Annotated in this window: 17 protein-coding genes; 5 read left to right on the top strand and 12 right to left on the bottom strand. The window is 68.7% G+C overall.

Annotated elements, in window-relative coordinates; genetic code table 11:
* Position 1: 1 nt before the first annotated feature.
* Complete coding sequence (locus ACTIF2_RS12755) at positions 2–694, top strand: GntR family transcriptional regulator (RefSeq protein ID WP_439497447.1); 693 nt, start codon at positions 2–4, stop codon at positions 692–694.
* A 48-nt stretch (positions 695–742) separates the two neighbouring features.
* Positions 743–1,939, top strand: a complete 1,197-nt coding sequence (gene uxuA, locus ACTIF2_RS12750) for a mannonate dehydratase (protein WP_439497446.1) — start codon at positions 743–745, stop codon at positions 1,937–1,939.
* On the opposite strand, the gene ACTIF2_RS12745 is transcribed toward uxuA, so the two are convergent.
* The gene (locus tag ACTIF2_RS12745; RefSeq protein WP_439497445.1) at positions 1,940–3,082 is read right to left on the bottom strand and encodes an alpha-D-ribose 1-methylphosphonate 5-triphosphate diphosphatase; all 1,143 of its coding nucleotides are present in this window, start codon (positions 3,080–3,082) and stop codon (positions 1,940–1,942) included. It lies immediately after the preceding gene.
* Positions 3,083–3,259: 177 nt separating this feature from the next.
* On the opposite strand from ACTIF2_RS12745, the gene ACTIF2_RS12740 reads away from it, so the two are divergent.
* The 3 genes from ACTIF2_RS12740 to phnE are packed head-to-tail and all read left to right on the top strand — an operon-like array spanning position 3,260 to position 5,774.
* Complete coding sequence (locus tag ACTIF2_RS12740; RefSeq protein ID WP_439497444.1) at positions 3,260–4,126, top strand: PhnD/SsuA/transferrin family substrate-binding protein; 867 nt, start codon at positions 3,260–3,262, stop codon at positions 4,124–4,126.
* Complete coding sequence (locus ACTIF2_RS12735; protein ID WP_439497443.1) at positions 4,126–4,974, top strand: phosphonate ABC transporter ATP-binding protein; 849 nt, start codon at positions 4,126–4,128, stop codon at positions 4,972–4,974. Before ACTIF2_RS12740 ends, ACTIF2_RS12735 begins: the two co-directional genes overlap by 1 nt.
* A complete protein-coding gene (phnE, locus tag ACTIF2_RS12730; protein ID WP_439497442.1) occupies positions 4,971–5,774 on the top strand; it encodes a phosphonate ABC transporter, permease protein PhnE in 804 nt (267 codons plus the stop codon). Before ACTIF2_RS12735 ends, phnE begins: the two co-directional genes overlap by 4 nt.
* Before the next feature lie 99 nt (positions 5,775–5,873).
* Here the strand turns inward: phnE and ACTIF2_RS12725 are convergent, their stop codons facing one another.
* From ACTIF2_RS12725 to ureG, 11 genes are all read right to left on the bottom strand, one after another.
* Positions 5,874–7,460 (bottom strand): sulfite reductase subunit alpha, encoded by a 1,587-nt coding sequence (locus ACTIF2_RS12725; protein ID WP_439497441.1) that lies wholly within the window; start codon positions 7,458–7,460, stop codon positions 5,874–5,876.
* Positions 7,461–7,681: 221 nt separating this feature from the next.
* Positions 7,682–9,478, bottom strand: coding sequence for a NirA family protein (locus ACTIF2_RS12720; RefSeq protein WP_439497440.1), 1,797 nt, complete (start codon positions 9,476–9,478; stop codon positions 7,682–7,684).
* Between the two features lie 178 nt (positions 9,479–9,656).
* Positions 9,657–10,448 carry an ABC transporter ATP-binding protein gene (locus ACTIF2_RS12715; RefSeq protein ID WP_439497439.1) on the bottom strand — a complete coding sequence of 264 codons (792 nt, stop codon included), beginning with the start codon at positions 10,446–10,448 and terminating at the stop codon, positions 9,657–9,659.
* Between the two features lie 10 nt (positions 10,449–10,458).
* Positions 10,459–11,367, bottom strand: coding sequence for a nitrate ABC transporter permease (ntrB, locus tag ACTIF2_RS12710; RefSeq protein ID WP_439497438.1), 909 nt, complete (start codon positions 11,365–11,367; stop codon positions 10,459–10,461).
* Positions 11,368–11,405: 38 nt separating this feature from the next.
* Complete coding sequence (locus tag ACTIF2_RS12705) at positions 11,406–14,117, bottom strand: molybdopterin-dependent oxidoreductase (protein ID WP_439497437.1); 2,712 nt, start codon at positions 14,115–14,117, stop codon at positions 11,406–11,408.
* Positions 14,117–15,331: an NAD(P)/FAD-dependent oxidoreductase gene (locus tag ACTIF2_RS12700; protein ID WP_439497436.1), complete on the bottom strand. Its 1,215-nt coding sequence runs from the start codon at positions 15,329–15,331 to the stop codon at positions 14,117–14,119. The genes ACTIF2_RS12705 and ACTIF2_RS12700 overlap by 1 nt, the downstream gene beginning before the upstream one ends.
* 176 nt (positions 15,332–15,507) lie before the next feature.
* Positions 15,508–16,821 (bottom strand): CmpA/NrtA family ABC transporter substrate-binding protein, encoded by a 1,314-nt coding sequence (locus ACTIF2_RS12695; protein WP_439497435.1) that lies wholly within the window; start codon positions 16,819–16,821, stop codon positions 15,508–15,510.
* 312 nt (positions 16,822–17,133) lie between these two features.
* The gene (locus ACTIF2_RS12690; protein ID WP_439497434.1) at positions 17,134–18,180 is read right to left on the bottom strand and encodes a CmpA/NrtA family ABC transporter substrate-binding protein; all 1,047 of its coding nucleotides are present in this window, start codon (positions 18,178–18,180) and stop codon (positions 17,134–17,136) included.
* Positions 18,177–18,761: an ANTAR domain-containing response regulator gene (locus ACTIF2_RS12685; protein ID WP_439497433.1), complete on the bottom strand. Its 585-nt coding sequence runs from the start codon at positions 18,759–18,761 to the stop codon at positions 18,177–18,179. Before ACTIF2_RS12685 ends, ACTIF2_RS12690 begins: the two co-directional genes overlap by 4 nt.
* A gap of 31 nt (positions 18,762–18,792) precedes the next feature.
* Positions 18,793–19,368 (bottom strand): HupE/UreJ family protein, encoded by a 576-nt coding sequence (locus tag ACTIF2_RS12680; protein ID WP_439497432.1) that lies wholly within the window; start codon positions 19,366–19,368, stop codon positions 18,793–18,795.
* Positions 19,369–19,370: 2 nt separating this feature from the next.
* Positions 19,371–20,012, bottom strand: a complete 642-nt coding sequence (gene ureG / locus ACTIF2_RS12675; RefSeq protein ID WP_439497431.1) for an urease accessory protein UreG — start codon at positions 20,010–20,012, stop codon at positions 19,371–19,373.
* Positions 20,013–20,014: the final 2 nt, after the last annotated feature.

Here is a 20,014-nt window from a genome sequence, read left to right as displayed (position 1 = left end):
AATGGGCATCGCAGCGGCACGACAAAGCACCGACCAGATCCACCGCGCCCTGCGAGGCGACATCCTGAACGCGGTGCTCCTGCCGGGCGAAGCGATGTCCGAGGCGCGGATGGCGGTGCAGTTCGGCGTCAGCCGCACGCCGGTGCGCGAGGCCTTCAAGCGACTGGTCGATGAAGGCTTCCTCGTCGTGGTGCCGCAGGTCGGCACCTTCGTCGCGCCGATCGACCTCGCCGCGGTCTATGACAGCCAGTTCGTGCGCGAGACCCTGGAATGCCGCACCGTCGTGCTCGCCGCGCAGCGCATCGACGCCGCCGGCAAGGCTGCGCTGGAGCGGTTGATCCGGCTGCAGGAGCAGGCGCTGAAGACCGGCGACCGCGTCGATTTCTTCCGCCAGGACGAGGCCTTCCATGCCGAGCTCTCGCGCCTGTCCGGCCACCCGTCCGTCTGGGGCCTGATCGAGGGGGTGAAAGCCCAGCTCGACCGGGTGCGCTGCCTGTCGCTGGAGGCCGCCTCCTGGCCCGGCATGATCATGGACCAGCACCGCGAGATCGCCGCGACGGTCGGCGCCGGCGACGTGGCCGGCGCCGAGCGGGCGATGCGGGCGCATCTGCGCACTGTCTTCGACGCGATCGAGGCGATCGCGCGCAACCATGTCGACGCCTTCGTCGCGAACGCGCCGATCCGGGCCGATTGAACGGTCGAACCATCTCAGAGCCGACAAGACCAAGAAGGAAACGCGACGATGGAACAGACCTGGCGCTGGTTCGGGCCGGACGATGTGGTGACGCTCGCCCAGGCCCGTCAGGCGGGCGCGCAAGGCATCGTCAATGCCCTGCACCAGATCGCCTATGGCGTGGTCTGGAGCGTCGAGGAGATCGAAAAGCGCAAGGCGATCATCGAGGCCGACAAGAGCCTCGGCCTGCGCTGGTCGGTGGTCGAGAGCCTGCCGGTGCACGAGGACGTCAAGATCGGCGAGGGCGATCTCGAAACCATCTTCGCCAATTACCGGCAATCGCTGCGCAATCTCGCCGCCTGCGGCATCGAAGTGGTCTGCTACAATTTCATGCCGGTGCTGGACTGGACGCGGACCGAGCTGGCCTATCCCCTGCCCGGCGGCGGTACGGCTCTGCGCTTCAACCTGCACGAATATGTCGCCTTCGACCATTTCATGCTGGAGCGTCCCGGCGCAGCCGAGGGTCACTCCGCCGAGACCTTGGACCGCGCCAGGGTCTGGTTCGAGCGCTCGAGCGAGGCCGATCGCGCCCGCCTGCTCGCCAATATCATGGCCGGCCTGCCCGGCGCCTATGACCGCTACGACGTGCCCGGCCTGAAGCGCATGCTGGAGCGCTATCGCGGCATGAGCCATGAGCTGCTGCGCGCCAATCTCAAGCGCTTCCTGGAGGCGGTGATCCCGACGGCCGAGGAGGTCGGGATCCGGATGTGCATCCATCCCGACGATCCGCCGCGGCCGCTCTTCGGCCTGCCGCGCATCTGCTCGGGCGAGGACGACATCGCCTTCATCCTCGATGCAGTCGACAGCCCGGCCAATGGGCTGACCCTGTGCTCGGGCTCGCTCGGCGCCAATCCCAAGAACGACGTGCCGGCGATCGCGCGCCGCTTCGCGGACCGCATCTGGTTCGCGCATCTGCGCAATGTCGCCAAGGACCCCAACGGGTCCTTCATGGAAGCCGAGCATCTCGGCGGCGACACCGACATGGTGGCGCTGGTCGATGCGCTGATGGCCGAACAGACGCGCCGCAAGGCCGCCGGCCAGCCACATTGGCGGATTCCGATGCGGCCGGACCATGGCCACGAGCTGCTCGACGATGTCGGCAAGGGCAGCTTCCCGGGCTATCCGGCCGTCGGGCGTCTGCGCGGCCTCGCCGAGCTGCGCGGCGTGATGACGGCGGTGGCTGCGTTAAAGGGCTACGACGCCTGATCAGCCGAGAATGCGCTGGTCCGCGAGATGGACCAGCCTGCCGCCGGCGATGGTGGCGACGACGCGCGGCTGCGGCGCGTCGTCGACCAGGATCAGGTCGGCGCGCATGTCGGGCGCGATGGTTCCGCGATCGCCCAGACCAAAAGCCTCGGCCGGAGCCTGCGAGACCAGCTTCCAGGCGTCCTCCAGTCGCGCTGTGCCGTTGCGCGCCAGGATGAAGGGCGCGAGCAGCAGCGCCGGATAATAATAATCCGAGGCCAGGATGGTGCAGAGGCCTTTGGCGACCATCTCCTCGGCCGACGGGCAGCCGGTATGCGAGCCGCCGCGCACGACATTCGGCGCGCCGAAGACGATCGGCTCGCGATGGGCGGCGGCCTCGCGGGCGGTCTCCTCGTCGATCGGGAATTCCGCGACGGAGACGCCGAGCGCGCGATACCAGCGCCGCATCTCCGGCGTCATGTCGTCATGGGAGAGCACGGGAATGCCGGCCTCCTGCGCCGCCGCCGCGAGGCGCGAGATCGAGCCGGGCACCTCGTCCTTGCGGGCATAGACGTTCTCGACGAGCGTCATGAAATCCTCATGCGAGAGGCCCGAGCGCTCGACCATCTTGCCGACCTTGTCCGGCCGGCTGCGCGTCTTCAGCGTGCCCTCGGTATGGTCGTTGAAGGCGAGCACGCCGACGCGGCCCGAGCGCAGCCAGTCGATGATCTCGGCCTCGGCATCGAGATTGAAGGTCTCGTGGCGCAGATGGAAGCGGGTGTCGGCGCCGAGCTCGGGCGCCAGCGCATCGATCGTGTCGAGCAGGCGGCGCGCATTCTCGGCGCCGCGCAGGCCCGGCTCCCAGGACCAGGTCACGCCATGGAAGGCGGTGGTGATGCCGCTGGCGAGCAAGGCGCGGTCGGCGTCGCGCAGGGCGAGGCCGATATCGAAGCTGACCTTCGGTCGCGGCATGATATGGCGCTCGAAGGCGTCGCCATGGCAGTCGACGATGCCGGGCAGGACCAGCAAGCCAGACGCATCGAGGCGCAAATGCCCGTTCGCGGGCCCTGCGCCGACGGCTGCGATGCTCTCTCCCTCGACGACGATGTCCATCGTCTCGAAACCATCGCGCAGGACCCTGCCGCCGGCGATCAGAAGCGTCACGTCACTCTCCCGGAGATCGTAGCGGCCAAAGCACGTTCCTGGCCGCGGGGCACGCGCATGACGGCGGCAGATGACGACAGCATGACGGTTCATGTCACCGAACCGTCGTCCGGCAGTCACCCGGCCGTCGTAGAGCCGCTTTAGCGCCGCCTTTCAGAACCCGAGGGGAGAACGACCATGCTGAAGACGCTGGCCTATGCGCTCGTCACCGCCGCGATGCTGACGGCACCCGCCGCCCAGGCGCAGGACGCGATCCGCTTCGCCGTCACCGATATCGACGGGGCCGAGTCGCTGCAGCGCGAGTTCGGTCCGTTTAAGGCGGCCTTCGAGAAGGTCGCCGACGTCAAGGTGCAGTTCTTCGCCGTCTCCGGCCGCACCGCCGCCGTCGAGGCGATGGCCGCGGGCCAGGTCGATTTCGTGCTGACCGGCCCGGCCGAATATGTGGTGTTCAAGGCACGCACCAATGCCGTGCCGGTCGTCGGCTGGCAGCGGCCCGACTATTTCAGCCAGGTCGCGGTGCTGGCGAACGGGCCGGTCAAATCGGTCGCCGATCTCAAGGGCAAGACCATCTCCTTCGGCGAGATCGGCTCGACCTCGCAGCATCTCGGCCCGGCCCAGGCGCTCGCCGATTTCGGCCTGAAATACAATGTCGACTACAAGCCGATCTTCGTGAAGCGCAATGTCGCGGTCGAGGCGATGAAGCGCGGCGACATCGCCGCCATCGGCCTCAACCTGACTCATCTCCAGCGCATCCGCGAATCCGACACCAAGACCGGCTTCGCCGTGGTGGCACGCGGGCGCGACCTGCCCAACGACGTGATGATCGCGAGCCCGAAGGTGAAGCCCGAGGTGGTGGCCAAGGTGCGCAAGGCCTTCCTCGACCATGGCGCCGACCTGATGAAGGCCGTGACGACCGGCACCGACGACAACCGCAAATTCGCCGGCGGCGTCTTCCTGCCCGAGGTCAAGGACACCGACTACGATTATGTCCGCTCGATCTACGCCACGATCGGCATCACCGAATTCAACAAGTTCATCGAGTGATGGCGGAGACCTCCGCCGAACCCGCGGGAGCGGGGCCCACGCAGGCGCCGGTCATCGCCATCGGCACGCTGCGCAAGAGTTTTGGCAAGCGCGCCGTCATCCAGGGGCTCGACCTCTCCGTCCCGGCTGGCGAGTCGCTCGCCCTGATCGGCGCGAACGGCACCGGCAAATCGACGCTGCTGCGCATGATCGTGCGGCTTGCGGAGGCGGATGCCGGCACCATCTCGGTCCTCGGCGAAACGGTCGGCGGGTTGCGCGGCGCGAGCCTCAAACGCTTTCGCTCGCGCGTCGGCGTGGTCTTCCAGAAGCATAATCTGGTGGCGCGAATGAGCGCGCTCTCCAATGTCGTGCACGGCGTGCAGTCGCGGCGCTCCGGCCCACGGACCTGGGCGCAGGCGCTGGCGCCGAAAGCGGTGCGCGACGAGGCGATGGCCTGTCTCGACGCCGTCGGCCTGGCCGACAAGGCGATGCAGCGGGCCGACTCGCTCTCCGGCGGCCAGTCGCAGCGCGTCGCCATCGCGCGGATGCTGATGCAGCGGCCGGAACTGGTGCTCGCCGACGAGCCCGATGCCAGCCTCGACCCGCGCGCCGGGCGCGAGGTGATGGAGCTGCTCTTCCGTCTGACGCGCGACAAGGGGCTGACGCTGGTCTTCGTCTCGCACCACATGGCGCATGCGCTGCGCTTCTCCGACCGCATCGTCGGGCTCGGCCAGGGCGGCGTCGCGCTGGACCGGCGCGCGCTCCATTGCAGCGAGCCGGAGCTCGCGGCCTTCTTCGAGGAGCCGGGCGACGGATCGGCGTCGACACATGAGGAGCCGGCGAAGCCGCCGGCGCACGTCTTCGCATGAGCCTGCAAGCCTCCCCTCGCCTGCCTGCAATCGATCGTTTCGCGCGGCCGAGCGCCGTTTCCTTCATCGGCGGGTTCCTGGCGCTCGCGCTGGTGGTCTGGTCCTTCAGCGGCTCCGACCTCTCAGCCGAGAAGCTGATCCGCGGCGTGCCCTATATGGGCAACATCCTCGGCCGGATGTTTCCGCCTGACCTGTCGCGACTCGATTCCATCCTGCTGTCGCTGGCGACGACCTTCCAGATGGCTGTCTCGGGCTGCGTGCTTGGCCTGATCCTCTCCTTCCCGCTGGCGATCCTGGCGGCGGACGGGCTCTCGCCGCATCCGGTCGTGCGTACGCTGGCGCGCGGGCTGATCGCCTTCTTCCGCACCGTTCCGGACCTGATCTGGGCGCTGTTCTTCGTGATCGCGGTCGGTCTCGGACCAGCCGCCGGCGTGCTCGCGCTGATGATCGACACGATCGGCTATGCCGGGCGCTTCTTCGCCGAGGCGATGGAGGAGACCGACAAGGGCCCGCGCGAGGCGCTCTCGACCATCGGCGCCAGCAAGACCGGGCTGATCTTCTCGGCCGTTGTACCTAACGCCATGCCCTCCTTCATCGCCACCTCGCTGTTCTGCGTCGAGAAGGCGACGCGCGCCTCCGTCGTGCTCGGGCTCGTCGGCGCAGGCGGCATCGGTGTCGAGCTCAAGGTGGCGTTCGACCTGTTCGACTACGACACGGCACTGACGATCATCCTGGCGGTGTTCGCGCTCGTCGTCGCGGTCGAGCAGATCGGCGGCTGGCTGAGGCGACGGATCATCTGACGGCGTGGACACCTCGTCATGCTCGGGCTTGACCCGAGCATCTCCTGAAAGAGATTCTCGGGTCTGCGCTTCGCTTCGCCCGAGAATGACGGTTAGCGCTCAATACACATCCGCCTGGTACCGCCCAGCCTTCTTCAGCGCCGCGACATAGGCGACCGCCTCGTCGGGCGAGCGCTTGCCGTGCTCGGCGACGACATCGACCATCGCGCGCTCGACATCCTTGGCCATGCGCTTGGCGTCGCCGCAGACGTAGAAATGCGCGCCCTCCTCGAGCCAGGCGAAGAGCTCGGCGCCGCGCTCGCGCATACGGTCCTGGACATAGATCTTCTCGGTGCCGTCGCGCGACCAGGCCAGGGTGAGCCCGTGCAGCACGCCTTCCTGCTTCAGCGCATTGAGCTCGTCCTCGTAGAAGAAGTCGCAGGCGCGGCGCTGATGGCCGAAGAACAGCCAGTTGCGACCCTCCGCCTTCGTCGCCCTGCGGTCGCGCAGGAAGGCGCGGAACGGCGCGATGCCGGTGCCCGGACCGACCATGATGACCGGCGTGCGCGGATCGGTGGGCAGGCCGAAGCCATGGGCGCGCTGGACATAGACCGGCACCTTGTCGCCAGGCTGCACCCGCTCGCCAAGGAAGGTCGAGGCGACGCCCCAGCGCGGCCGCGAGCCAATGGCGTAACGCACCGTGTCGACCGTCAGCGAGATGCGGCCCGGCGTATCGTTGAAGGATGAGGAGATCGAGTAGAGCCGCGGCTGGAGCGGATCGAGCGCCTCGACGAAGGCTTCGGGCGAGAGCCGCGCCTTGCCGAACTTGTGCAAAGCGCCGAGCACGTCGAGCCGGTCGAGATCGCCGTCGGGATCCTCGCCGGCGGCGAGGCGCCTGGCTTTCAGGCGGGTCTCGCCGCCGGTGACATAGGAGATCAGCTGGAACAGCGCGTCCGGCGCCGGGCCGAGCGCGCGATCGGCCAGCAAGGCCTCGTACAGCGTCTTGCTGCCGATATCGGCATCCGGGCGCGCGCCGAGCAGGGCGACGACCGCATCGACGAGGCGCGGGTCGTTCTGCGCCACGATGCCGAAGGCGTCGCCGACGACATAGTCGAGCCCGCTTTCGCTCAAATCGAACTCGACATGCCAGGTCTCCTTCTCCGAGCCCTCGCCATTGAGCTTGTGGCGCGACAGGAAGGTGGCGAGCGCCGGGTTCTCGCGGCAGCGGCCGGGCGGACCGGTCGGCGTCGCGGGCGCGGCTTCGGCGGGAATGCCAGCAGTGGGCGAGCTGCCAACATCCTCCGTCAGCGCCTTCAGCATGCGCAGCGTGTCCTTGCCGCCGGGCGCACAGAGGTTGAGGCGCGGCTCCTTGCCCTCGGCGATCGCCGCCGAATAGGTCTCGCAGACATAGCCGCACTGCCCGCAATCCTGCTGCGCCATCGCGGCGAAGAGTTTTCGCGGCAAGGGCTTGCCTTCGGCGAGCTTCATGCGCTCCGCCATCTCTATCGCCGGATCGTGCCAGGGCGCGCCGTCATCCGCCTCGCCCATGACCGCCGCGTTCTCGGCAGGGGAGAGCGCGGTGACGCCGGCATTGTCGAGCGAGAGCAGGCCGGCGAAGAAGCCGTTCAGCCAGGAACGCTGCTCCTCGCTGAAGGGCGCGGTTTCGGGCAGGACCTGGACGAGCGGGTTCGGGCTCTGGAGGGTCATGCGGACGTCCCGGCTGAAGACGGGTGCGGCAGAACCCCCTCCCCCCGGGGGGGGGGGGGGGGGGGGGGGGGGGGGGGGGGGGCCCGCACAGCAGGTCCCGCCCCGTCCTCCAGGGGATCGCCACGCCGCACGCCCCCCCCCCCTAGCCCCCCCCCCCGCAAGCGGGGGGAGGGAAGCGCACGAGCCTGCGGCCGGAGCGGACGTCAACATGGATCCGGTCGTCATGCTGCCTCTCCCATGGTCTCGACCAGCACCTGCAACGCCTCGATCTCGTGGCGGCGGGCGAAGGCGACGAAGCTCTCGTCGGGCGAGGCCCGATGCGCCTGCCAGGTGCGCAGGATCGCCTCGACCAGCGCCGGCGCGTCCTCCGCTTTCACCTTCTCGCGGAAGGGCCGAGCCATACCGCCGTCGACGCCATAGCCACCGCCGACCAGCAGGTCGTAGCCCGGCACGGTGTCGCCCTCCTCATTGATCGGCACCTTGGCGCCGATCAGGCCGAGATCGCCGATATAGTGCTGGGCGCAGGAATGGTGACAGCCGGTGAGATGGATGTTGACCGGCGTCTCCAGCGTGAGGCGCGGTTCGCAATGGTCGGCGATCGCGAGTGCGTCCTCCTTGGTGTGGGCCGCGGCGAACTTGCAGCCGGTCGCGCCCGTGCAGGCGATCAGCCCGGCGCGCAGCACCGAGGTCTCGGCCGATAGGCCGGCGGCCTGCAGATTCGCCAGGACATCGTCGACCTTCGCATCCGGCACGCCGGAGATCAGCAGGTTCTGCCAGACGGTCAGGCGGATATCGCCGTCGCCGCATTGATTGGAGATCGCGGCGATGACGCGCATCTGGGCGGCAGTGAGCTTGCCAACCGGCAGGGCGACGCCGACCCAGTTGAGGCTGGGCTGGACCTGGGCATGCACGCCGATATGGGCGAGCCGGTCATAGACCGGGCGCGGCTTCACATGGGAGGCATCGACCCGGATCAGCCGGCGGCCGAGCTTCTCCTCGACCGCGGCCAGGAACGTGTCGAAGCCCCAGGCGTCGAGCACGTATTTCAGGCGGGCCTTGTTGCGATTGGTGCGGTCGCCATTGGCGATGAAGACGCGCACGATTGCATCCGCGACCGCGACCGTGTCCGAGGGCGCGACGACGATGCCGGTATCGCGAGCGAGATCGTGATGGCCGGTGATGCCGCCGAGCGCGAGCCGGTACCAGATACCGGGCGCGACCGGTTGCCCGTCGAAGGACGCCCCCTCCCCGATCTCGATGGCCTGAAAGCCGATATCGTTGGTGTCCTCCAGCGTCGCGATCGAGCCGGCGCCGTCGAAGGCGACATTGAACTTGCGCGGCAGGCCGTAGAGCGAGCGGTCGTTGAGGATGTGGTGGTGCCAGGCGCGGGCATGGGGCCGCGTGTCGAGCAGTTCGAGCGGATCGATGCCCGCCGTCGCCGAGCCGGTGACGTTGCGGATGTTGTCGGCGCCGGAGCCCTTGGCGGTGAGGCCGAGGTCGGCGAGGCCTTCGAGCAGCAGCGGCGCGTTCTCGGCCGAGATCTCGCGGACCTGGAGGTTGGCGCGGGTGGTGACGTGGCTGTAGCCGCCGCCGAAGGTCTCGGCGAGGTCGGCGACGCTCTCGAACTGCCAGGCCTTGAGGATGCCGTTCGGGATGCGCAGGCGGCACATATAGCTGTTCTGCGCCGGCGCCACGTAGAACAGGCCGTGATAGCGCCAGCGGAAATTGTCCTCGGGCTTCGGATAGGCTCCCGAGGAGGCCTGCTGCTTGAAGCGGGTATAAGCGTCGAACGGGTGCTCGGCCTGCTTCCACTTCTCCTGATCGACGAGCTTGCCGCCCCCGGCGAGCGTCTTCGCCTGCGCCTCGGCATGTTCCCTGTCGGGGCCGGAAGGCGCGGCACTGCCCTGTCCGCCCGCGCCGCCGAGCGGACCGAGGCCGCGCGCGGCGCGCGCCGACTGCAGGCCGCTCATGAAGCCTTCGAGATAGCGTTTCTGGTCGGGGGCGAAATCGTTGCTCATGGCCAGCGCTTTCCCTTCTCCCCTCGGGGGAGAAGGTGGCAGCGCGAAGCGCTGACGGATGAGGGAAGTCTTGCCCCGTCGCGGTTCCGTCCCTCATCCGACCCGGCTTCGCCGGGCCACCTTCTCCCCCGAGGGGAGAAGGAAGCGCGCAGCGCTGCCCTGTCGATCAGCCCAGCCATCACGCCGCCTCGACGAAGCGATGGCGCTCGTAGAGGAACTTCAGGACCGCCTCGCGGGCGCCGATATAGGTGCGGTCGGAGACCAGCTCGAGGCGCTTGCGCGGACGCTCCAGGTGGACGTCCAGCACCTCGCCGATGCGGGCGGAGGGTCCGTTGGTCATCATCACGATGCGGTCGGAGAGCAGCACCGCCTCGTCGACGTCATGGGTGATCATGATCATCGTGTTGCCGAGCGCGGCATGGATCTGCATCACCGAATCCTGGAGATGCGCGCGGGTCAGGGCGTCGAGCGCGCCGAAGGGCTCGTCGAGCAGCAGGATCTTGGGCTCCATCGCAAGACCGCGCGCAATGCCGACGCGCTGCTTCATGCCGCCCGAGATCTCGGCCGGGCGCTTGTCGCTGGCATGGCCCATCTGGACGAGGTCGAGATTGTGCATGATCCAGTCATGCCGCTCGGCCCGGGACTTCGAGCGCCCGAAGACCTTGTTCACGGCCAGCGCGACATTGTCGTAGACGGTGAGCCAGGGCAGCAGCGAGTGGTTCTGGAAGACCACGGCGCGCTCCGGCCCAGGCTCGCTGACCTCCTTGTTCTCGAGCAGCACGGCCCCGGTGCTGACCGGCGTCAGGCCCGCGATGATGTTGAGCAAGGTCGACTTGCCGCAGCCGGAATGGCCGATGATCGAGACGAACTCGCCCTTGTCGATGACGAGGTTGATGTCCTTCAGCACCTCCGTCGTGGCGGCGCCGCGGCGGAAGCTTTTGTCGACATGGTCGATCTTGAGATAGCTCATCGCATCCTCCTCAATTCGCCGCTGTGCCGCGGGTGACGATCGTGCCGATGAAGGCGACGAGGCGGTCGAGGAAGAAGCCGACCACGCCGATATAGACGAGCGCCACGATGATGTCGGACAGGCGCGAGGAGTTCCACGCGTCCCAGATGAAGAAGCCGATACCGACGCCGCCGGTGAGCATCTCGGCCGCGACGATGGCGAGCCAGGACAGGCCGACGCCGATGCGCAGACCCGTGAAGATGTAGGGCGCGGCCGAGGGCACCATGATTTTGAAGAAGAACTCGACCTGGTTCAGCCGCAGCACCTCAGCGACATTGCGGTAGTCCTGCGGAATGTTCCGGATACCGACGGCGGTGTTGATGATCACCGGCCAGATCGCGGTGATGAAGATCACGAAGATCGCCGAGGGTTGGCTGTCGCGGAAGGCGGCGAGCGAGAGCGGCAGCCAGGCCAGCGGCGGCACGGTGCGCAGCACCTGGAAGACCGGATCCAGGCCCCGCATCGCCCAGACCGACTGACCGATCAGCGCGCCGATGAGGACGCCCGCGACCGCCGCCAGGCCGAAGCCGATGGCGACGCGCTGGAGCGAGACGAGGATGCGCCAGCCCAGCCCGATATCTTGCGTGCCGGCCCAGTAGAACGGCTCGGTGATCAGGTCCTTCGCCTCCTCCCAGATCCGGGTCGGCGCGGGCAGCGAGGATTGCGGGCCGGAGGCGGCGATCTGCCAGAACAGCAGGATCAGCGCGACCGTGACCAGCGGCGGCAGGACGTTCTGCAGCACCGGCCTGAGCCAGGGCAGGATGCGTGCCGCCAGCGGCTTGCCCGCCACCGAGGGCAGGCTCACGACCTGCGCCTTCCCGGCCGGGAGCGGAACGATTTTCGCGCCCGTATCGGCCTCCTTCAAGACGGCTTGACCCATCCCGCTGCTCCTTTCGATGGTTTCGATATCCGTGACGCTCATGCCGCCGCCTCTCCTGCCGAGGCCCCTTGGCGCGCACTCGCGCCGATGCGTCGGATTTCCGGCAGGCATGAGCCGCAATTCGTGCCGGCCCTGAGCTGCCGGCCGATCTCCTCGACGCTGACCTGGTCGCCCGCGGCGAAGGCGGCGCGAATGGCGTTGAGGCCGACGCCGAAACAGGCGCAGACGATCGGGCCGGGATCGGCTGCGCCGTCGAGCCGGCGGCCGGCCAGCAAGGCCAGCCGGTTCTCCGGCGCCTGGTCCGGATCGGCGAAGGCGAGCTTGACGGTGTCCCAGAGCGGCGCCTGCCCGGCCGGGCCCATGAAAAGGGCCGCGACCAACCTGCCCTCGCGCGTCGCGGCGCAGCGATAGACGCCAGCCTCGCGATCGATCATCTCGACCAGCCCGTCCTCGCCGAAGGCGGCACGGGCGTGTGCCATCATCTCCTCGACCGAGGCGTTGCTGGCGAAGAGCCGGCCATGCCCGCCCTCGACGGCGACCGCGGCCCACCAGCTCCCGGCCGGAAGCGAGGCCGGCTCGCGCGAGAGCAGGAAGCCGCGTGCGGCATAGGCGACGGGGCTGATGCGCGACGGTGTCGCCTTCATTTCGGGCTGGCCGGAAAACGGATCGCAGAACGCCTGCACGGCCGCGCCGATGCGGGCGTCAGAAGCGGTCTCGGCCGACCAGTGGATCGGCGCGAAGAGCGCGCCCTCCTGGACGCCGTCGTCGAGCACGACCTTGAGCACGACCGCGCCATGCTCGTTCTCGACGCGGGCGAAGCCGTCGGCGGCGAGACCGTAGCGCGCCGCATCGGCCGGATGCACCGAAACCGCCGGCTCCGCGACATGCGCGCCGAGCTTCGGGCTCTGGCCGGTGCGGGTCATCGTGTGCCACTGGTCGCGGATGCGGCCGGTGTTGAGCAGGAGCGGAAAGCGTTCGCCGGGCGTCGCGGCGAGCGCGGGCTCGGCCAGCGGCTTCATCACGGCGCGGCCATCGGCGGTGAAGAAGCCGCCTTCGGCAAAGAGCCTCTCCGTGCCGCGCGGACGCCCGGCCGGCGCCGGCCATTGCACCGGGATGAGTGCGTCATAGGCACGGCGATCGAGCGTCGCATGCGCGCCGATGTCGAAATCCCGGCTGCCGTCGTTTTCGAAAGCCGAGAGCGCCGCATGCTCGGCATAGATTTCGGCGGGGCCGCGATAGGAGAAGGCCTCCGCGAAGCCGAGCCGCCTGGCGACCTCGCAAATGATCCACCAATCCGGCCTGACCTCGCCCGGCAGGGCTAAGAAGGCGCGCTGGCGCGAGATGCGGCGCTCGGAATTGGTGACGGTGCCGTCCTTCTCGCCCCAGGCGGCGGCGGGGAGGATGAAGTCGGGATCGCCACGCAGCGTGTCGTTGGAGAGGACGTTCTCGGAGACGACGAAGAGCTCGAGCCGCTTCAGCGCCGCGAGGACATGATCGGCGCGCGGCAGCGAGACGGCCGGGTTGGTCGCCATCACCCAGAGCGCCTTGATGCGCTGCGCGGCGACGGCATCGAGCATCGCCACGGCCTTCAGGCCCTCGGCGCGGGCCATGTTCGGCGCGTTCCAGAAGCGGCGGACGCGATCGATCTCGGCCGACGCGTAGCCCATATGGGCGGCGAGCATATTGGCGAGCCCGCCGACCTCGCGCCCGCCCATGGCGTTGGGCTGGCCGGTGAGCGAGAAGGGGCCGCCGCCCGGCCGGCCGATGCGGCCGGTGGCGAGGTGGCAATGCAGGATCGCCGCGACCTTGTCGGTGCCCTGCGCCGACTGGTTGACGCCCTGGCTCCAGGCCGTGACCACGGCCGGTGTGCCGGCCCAGAGCGTGTAGAAGGCGGCGACGTCGGCGGGCGGCAGGCCGGTGCGCGCAGCGACGGCGGCAAGATCGGGCGCGATCGCGCGGGCATTGGCCAGCGTCTCGTCGAAGCCCGCGACATGGCGCGCGAGATAGGTCGCGTCGGTCAGGCCGCGATCGGCGAGGTGGACGAGCAGCCCGGCGAAGAGCACCGAATCCGAGCCCGGCTTCAGCGGCAGGACGAGATCGGCGTCCTCGGCGGTCGCGGTGACGCGCGGGTCGATCACCACGACCCGGGCGCCGCGCTCAGTGCGGTTCTGCTGGATGCGGCGGAACAGGACCGGGTGGCACCAGGCGGTGTTGGAGCCGACCAGCACGATCAGGTCGGCGCAGTCGAGATCCTCATAGGAACCCGGCACCGTGTCCGAGCCGAAGACGCGGCGCTGGCCGGCGACGGTCGAGGACATGCAGAGCCGGGAATTGGTGTCGACATGGGGCGAGCCGATGAAGCCCTTCATCAGCTTGTTGGCGACGTAATAATCCTCGGTCAGGAGCTGGCCGGAGAGATAGAAGGCGACCGCGTCCGGGCCGTCGCGGGCTATGATCGCCTTGAACCCCTCAGTCACCGCATCGAGGGCGACATCCCAGGAGACGCGATCATAGCCGCCCGCTGCATTGCGCCTGAGCGGATGCAGGACGCGATGGCCCAGAGCGAGCGTCTCGCCCAGCGCCGAGCCCTTCGAGCAGAGCCGTCCAAGATTGGCCGGATGGGCCGGGTCGCCTGCGATCGACGCGCCGCCCTTGCCGTCGGGCGTCGCGAGCACGCCGCAGCCGACCCCGCAATAGGGGCAGGTGGTGCGGACCGTGCCGGTGCCGGAGAGCGGGGCGTCGTGGCGCATCAGGCGGCCTGCCTGACGCAATAGGCCTCGCCGAAGGGCAGGTCGGCGCGGATCGGCGAGACGTCCTGCTGCGAGCGGATCAGGCCGAGATAGAACAGCGCGCCGGTGGTGTCGCCGACGAGGACGCAGCCGGCGAGCCGGCCCTGGCGCAGAACGAATTTGCGATAGACTGCCATGACGGGGTCGCGCAGCAACAGGACCTCGTCGTCCTCTCCCGGCTCGACGGAACCGGCCGAGAAGACGCGGACGCCGCTGACCTTGAGGTTGGTCGCCAGCAGCGAGCCGGTATAGCGCTCACGCCCGCCGGCAAGCCGCGCCGCCAGCACGCGGGCCTGCTCATAGGCCGGCTCGACCAGGCCATAGACGAGGCCACGATGCTCCGCGCATTCGCCGATGGCGAAGATCGCCGGATCGCTGCTGGCGAGGCCGTCATCGACGTCGACGCCGCGATTGACGTCGAGGCCCGCCGCCACTGCCAGCTCGACGCGCGGGCGCACGCCGATGGCGACGACGACGAGATCGGCCGGGATCGCGCTGCCGTCGGTCAACTCCACCGCCTCGACCCGTTCCTCGCCGAGGAAGCGCTCGGCCGTGCAGTTCAAGCGGATGTCGATGCCGCGGGCCGCGATCTCGGCTGCGAGCAGGCTGGCGCCCTCGCGGTCGAGCTGGCGCTCCATCAACCGGTCGGCCAGATGCAGCACGGTGACCTTGCCGCCGATCTTGGCCAGCCCGTAAGCCGCCTCCAGTCCGAGCAGGCCGCCGCCGATCACCACGACGCGCGCGCCAGCCGCGGCGACAGTGCGGAACAGCGCGACATCGGCGACGTCGCGGAAGGTGGCGACGCCCGGCAGCTCGAAGCCCGGCACTGGCGGCATCAGGGGGCGCGAGCCTGTGGCGAGGACGAGCTTGCCGTAAGGCAGGGTCAGGCCATCGGCCAGCGTCACGCGCTTCGTCACGCGATCGATGCCCGTGACCGACCTGCCGTAAAGCGTCGAGACGCCCCGCGCCCGCCACCAGGCGGCGGGCTTGAGCTCGATCTCGGGAGCGCCGATCTCGCCGGCGAGCAGCGGCGAGAGCAGCACGCGGTTATAGGCGAGCCGCGGCTCGGCGCCGATCACCGCGACGGAATAGCGGCCGAGCGCGCGCTGGCTGAGCTCGTCGACCAGCCGCGTCGCGGCCATGCCCTTGCCGACGATGACCAGCGGCTCGGCCATCACCCTCTCCCCCCGCTTGCGGTGGGGCAGCGCCCGTCTCCCTCAGCCCTCATCCTGAGGAGCCCGTGCGAGCGGGCGTCTCGAAGGATGCCTCCAGCGCGCACTGGAGCATCCTTCGAGACGCGCTCCTGCGGAGCGCTCCTCAGGATGAGGGCTAAGGGAAAGCGGACCATGGCTCAGGCCACCCGCTTGATCTTGAGCGCCTTGAGATAGTCCAGCGGCGCGGCGGGATCGAACTTCACGCCGTCGAAGAAGGTCTCGACGCCGCGGGAATCGGCAGTGGGAGCACCAGTGACGCCGAGCGTCTTGGCCGCCTCGCGCCAGAGGTCCGAGCGGTTGGTCTTGTCGACCAGCGCCTTGATATCGGTATTGGTGTCGAACTTGCCCCAGCGGATGTTCTCAGTGACGAACCAGGTGTCGAGGCTCTTCCAGGGATAGGAGGTCGAACCGCCCTCGCCCCAGAACTTCATGTAGAGGTTGGTGCCCTTCGCCTCGCGGCCATTGCCGTAATTGATGTCGCCCTGCAGCCGCTTGTTGATGTCGTTGACCGGCACGTTGAACCATTGCCGGCGGCCGACGATCTCGGCGAGTTCCTGGCGGTTCTCCATCTTGTCGGCCCATTGCTGGGCTTCCATCACCGCCATCAGGATAGCCTGGGTCGCCTTGGGATTGGCGTCGACGAAATCGGCGCGCATGCCCAAGATCTTCTCGGGATGCCTGAACCAGAGCTCGCCCGTGGTCAGCGCGCTGTAGCCGATATTCTGGTTGACGAGTTGCTCGTTCCAGGGCTCGCCGACGCAGAAGCAATCCATGTTGCCGACCTTCATGTTCGCCACCATCTGCGGCGGCGGCACGACGATGACCTTGATGTCGGTGTCGGGGTCGATGCCGCCGGCGGCGAGCCAGTAGCGGATCCAGAGGTCGTGGGTGCCGCCCGGGAAGGTCATGGCGGCGGTGAGTTCCTTGCCGGCCGCCCTCTTGCGCTCGAAGGCCTGCTTCAGCGGCGAGGAATCCTTCTGGACGTTCAAGTCTTTGTATTCGTTGGAGACCGAGATCGCCTGCCCGTCCTCGTTGAGGTTGAGCAGCGTGTACATCGGCAGCGGCTGGCTGTTCTGCATCACCTTGCCGGTCGAGTAGAGATGCGTCTTCGGCCGCAGGATATGGCCGCCATCGATGCCGTTGGCCTTGGCGCCGAGCGCCATGTTGTCGCGCGTCGCGCCCCAGGAGGCCTGTTTGGAGATCTCCATGTCGGGCACGCCATGCTTGGCGTAGAAGCCCTTCTCCTTGGCGATGATCAGCGGGGCTGAATCGGTCAGCGCGATATAGCCGAGGCGCGTACCCTTGACCTCGGGGCCGGCCGTCTGCGCGAAGGCGCCCGACGGGAACGCGGACCTCGCCGCGGCAACGAGCGCGGCAGCTCCGGAAAGCCGCAGGATCCGGCGGCGGCTGACGCCGCCCGCATTCGCCTTGGTCTGAATCGTCTCGGTCATCGAGCGCCTCTCGTGTGAATGGTGAGGTCCGACCCCGCCATGCCGCCCGAAAACGAAAACGCCGCGCGAGAGCACCCTTGCGGGCCCTTTCGACAGCGGCGTTGCTGTGCGTTCCGGTTCGGATCTGGCGCGGGCAGCGTTGGCCGCGTCGCCTCTCTCAATACAAGAGCCGTGCCAGCAGCTTCGATTCCGGCAAGCCTTTGAATTGCTTTAACTTGACTCTTCGCGAGCGCGAGGTGGTCGGCGGCATTGCGGCTCTTGTGCAGCGCACAAAAGGCGCGCAGCTGCACAAATCTTGCGCAGCTTAAATCTTCAGCGCAGGGCCGCGTCGAACAGGTCCGGGCGGTACACGGCGCGCGCGGCCTCCCCGGCAGCGGCATCTGCCGTGCACTGGCCGGCACGGGCCATCGCCGCGAGCAGCCGGTCGGCATGGGCGGGATCGGGGCGGATCGCCGTACGATCGAGCCGAATATAGTCCGCGACGGCGCGCACGGGCCGGCCGCCGCCCTGCATGATCTCGCCGCGCAGGATCGGCTCGATGATGTCGGCGCGGGTGCCGAGACGTTCGGGAGCCGCCAGGAGCGTCGCCAGGCGGGGCCAGTTCGCCTCCTCACAGGCCCAATCGCTCGCCATGACCAGGGCGGCATTGAGGCGGGACACCGCCTCGCTCCGGCGCTCGACATCGTCGGCGCGCCAGGCCAGCAGCTTCTCCGGATAGTCCTGCTGCAGCTCGACGCCGCTATGCAGGATCGCGCCGACGCCGGCCGCGACGGCGAGCGTGTTCCAGGGCGCGCCGGCGCAGAAGCCGTCGACGCGGCCGCTGCTCAGCGCCTCGACGGTCTGGACCGGCGGCACGACCTCGAAGCGCACATCCTGGCCGAGACGGACGCCGCCCAGCGCCATCCAGTCGCTGAGCAGATAAGTATGGCTGGAGAAGCCGAAGACGGCGGCGAAGGTCAGCGGCGGCAGGCCGGCCCCCTCGCGCCGGGCGACGATCGTGGCGAGCGCGCGGGCCGACACCGCCGGATCGGCGAGGTCGCCCGTCGCGGCGCGCGCCAGCTCCTCATAGCGGCGCAGCGAGACCGTGACCGCGTTGCCGTTCAGGTTGAGCAGGATCGGCGCGGCCATCGGGGCGGTGACGCCACCCAGGCCCAGGGTCGAGGCGATCGCGGCGGGCGCCAGCATATGGGCGGCGTCGAGGAGGCGCACATGCAGCCTGTCGCGCAGGTTCGACCAGGACACGTCGCGCACGAGCTCGAGGGAAAGACCCTGCGCCTCCGCGAAGCCGGCATCGGCAGCGGCGACGAGCAGGGCCGCATCGACGAGCGGCATGAAGCCGACGCGCAGGTGCAGGGTCATTTCAGCACCTCCGCTGCTGTGATGATGGAGCGGGCGATCTCGACGAGCTTGCGCTTCTCGTTCATCGCCGTGCGGCGCATCAGGGCATAGGCCTCGTCCTCGCCGAGGCCCTTCAGCCGCATGACGATGCCCTTGGCGCGGTCGATCAGCTTGCGCTCGTCGAGCTGGGAACGGGCCTCGTCGAGTTCCTCGCGCAGCTTCCGGAAAGCGTTGAAGCGGCTGATGCAGGTCTGCAGGATCGGCTTCAGCCGCTCCTTCTTGAGACCATCGACGATATAGGCCGAGACGCCGGCCTCGACCGCAGCCTCGATCGAGGCCGTGTCGGACTGGTCGACGAACATGGTGATCGGCCGCTTCACATGGCGGCTGACCAGGAACATGTCGGCGAGCGCATCGCGGCTGGGATCCTCAAGATCGATCACCACGACATCGGGATCATGCGCCTCGATCGCGGCGACGAGCCCATGCGTCGCGCCGATGCGCACGAGGTCGGTGAAGCCGGCCTCGCGCAGTCCCTCGTCGATGATCGCCGCGCGAACCGGGTTCGCGTCGACGATCAGGATTTTGAGATCGGGCTTCATGCTCGATGATGCGTCGCGCGCGCGACGCGGATCAACCCGCCAGGATCGCCATTCCCGCCAGGACGAGCCCGCCGCCGGCGACGCGCGCCAGAACGGGCGCCCGCGCCGCGAGCTGGCCGGCGAGCAGCAGGCCGACGCCATGCAGGAGCGCGGTGGCGATGACGAAACCAATCGCGTAGCTCGCGCCGCTGGCATTCTCCGGCAGCTCGGCGCCATGGGCGAAGCCGTGGAAGATCGCGAACAGGCCGCAGGCAAGCGTCCCGGCGGCGAGCGGCGGCGACAGGTTGAGCGCGATCGCGAGCCCGAGAATGACGACAGACGCCGCGATGCCGATCTCGACGCCCGGCAGTTGCCCGCCCGCCATCGCCCAGAGCCCGGCCAGCACCATCGTCCCGACGAAGGCGACCGGATAAGCGATGCGCGCCTTGCCGCCGACCAGCCCGGCCCAGAGGCCGACGGCGACCATGGCGAGCACGTGGTCGAGCCCGGTCAGGGGGTGCATGAGGCCATGCGACAGCCCCTCGACCGAGCCGACGCCGGTATGCGCCAGGGCCGGCCCGGCTGCCGCCATCATGAGCGCCGTGGCGCCGATCAACCGCTTCGTCATCGTCATATCCTTTCGCCGTCGCCGGGGGCTCTCAGGCCGCCGGCCGTCTCGATGAAATCCACCACCACATCGACCCCCTCGCCTTCCCGCGTGTTGGTGAAGACGAAGGGCCGCTTGCCGCGCATGGTTTTCGAATCCCGGTCCATGACTGCAAGATCCGCGCCGACATGGGGCGCGAGATCGGTCTTGTTGATGACCAGCAGGTCGGAGCGGGTGATGCCGGGCCCGCCCTTGCGCGGGATCTTCTCGCCGGCCGCGACGTCGATGACATAGATCGTCAGGTCGGCGAGCTCGGGCGAAAAGGTCGCCGCGAGATTATCGCCGCCGGACTCGATCAGGATCAGGTCGAGATCGGGGAACTTGCCGCGCATCTCCTCGACGGCGGCGAGGTTGATCGAGCAGTCCTCGCGGATCGCCGTATGCGGGCAGCCGCCGGTCTCGACGCCCATGATGCGCTCTTCGGGAAGCGCGCCGGCCACGGTGAGCAGCCGCGCATCCTCCTTGGTGTAGATGTCGTTGGTGATGGCGCAGAGATCGTAGCGGCCGCGCATGCGCTTGCAGAGCACCTCCATCAGCGCGGTCTTGCCCGAGCCGACAGGGCCGCCAATGCCGACCCGCAAGGGACCGTGAGGAGAGCGGGTCATCG

The organism is Allobosea sp., assembly GCF_051860145.1.
Taxonomy (GTDB): Bacteria; Pseudomonadota; Alphaproteobacteria; order Rhizobiales; family Beijerinckiaceae; genus Allobosea.
The sequence above is the reverse complement of the archived record's forward strand: the minus strand, read 5'-3'. Positions and strand labels throughout refer to the sequence as shown.

Coding starts and splice junctions, on each gene's coding strand:
- ACTIF2_RS12755 (WP_439497447.1), top strand. CDS start 2: ATGGGCATCGCAGCGGCACGACAAAGCACCGACCAGATCCACCGCGCC.
- uxuA (WP_439497446.1), top strand. CDS start 743: ATGGAACAGACCTGGCGCTGGTTCGGGCCGGACGATGTGGTGACGCTC.
- ACTIF2_RS12740 (WP_439497444.1), top strand. CDS start 3,260: ATGCTGAAGACGCTGGCCTATGCGCTCGTCACCGCCGCGATGCTGACG.
- ACTIF2_RS12735 (WP_439497443.1), top strand. CDS start 4,126: ATGGCGGAGACCTCCGCCGAACCCGCGGGAGCGGGGCCCACGCAGGCG.
- phnE (WP_439497442.1), top strand. CDS start 4,971: ATGAGCCTGCAAGCCTCCCCTCGCCTGCCTGCAATCGATCGTTTCGCG.
- ACTIF2_RS12725 (WP_439497441.1), bottom strand. CDS start 7,460: ATGACCCTCCAGAGCCCGAACCCGCTCGTCCAGGTCCTGCCCGAAACC.
- ACTIF2_RS12720 (WP_439497440.1), bottom strand. CDS start 9,478: ATGAGCAACGATTTCGCCCCCGACCAGAAACGCTATCTCGAAGGCTTC.
- ACTIF2_RS12715 (WP_439497439.1), bottom strand. CDS start 10,448: ATGAGCTATCTCAAGATCGACCATGTCGACAAAAGCTTCCGCCGCGGC.
- ntrB (WP_439497438.1), bottom strand. CDS start 11,367: ATGGGTCAAGCCGTCTTGAAGGAGGCCGATACGGGCGCGAAAATCGTT.
- ACTIF2_RS12705 (WP_439497437.1), bottom strand. CDS start 14,117: ATGCGCCACGACGCCCCGCTCTCCGGCACCGGCACGGTCCGCACCACC.
- ACTIF2_RS12700 (WP_439497436.1), bottom strand. CDS start 15,331: ATGGCCGAGCCGCTGGTCATCGTCGGCAAGGGCATGGCCGCGACGCGG.
- ACTIF2_RS12695 (WP_439497435.1), bottom strand. CDS start 16,821: ATGACCGAGACGATTCAGACCAAGGCGAATGCGGGCGGCGTCAGCCGC.
- ACTIF2_RS12690 (WP_439497434.1), bottom strand. CDS start 18,180: ATGACCCTGCACCTGCGCGTCGGCTTCATGCCGCTCGTCGATGCGGCC.
- ACTIF2_RS12685 (WP_439497433.1), bottom strand. CDS start 18,761: ATGAAGCCCGATCTCAAAATCCTGATCGTCGACGCGAACCCGGTTCGC.
- ACTIF2_RS12680 (WP_439497432.1), bottom strand. CDS start 19,368: ATGACGAAGCGGTTGATCGGCGCCACGGCGCTCATGATGGCGGCAGCC.
- ureG (WP_439497431.1), bottom strand. CDS start 20,012: ATGACCCGCTCTCCTCACGGTCCCTTGCGGGTCGGCATTGGCGGCCCT.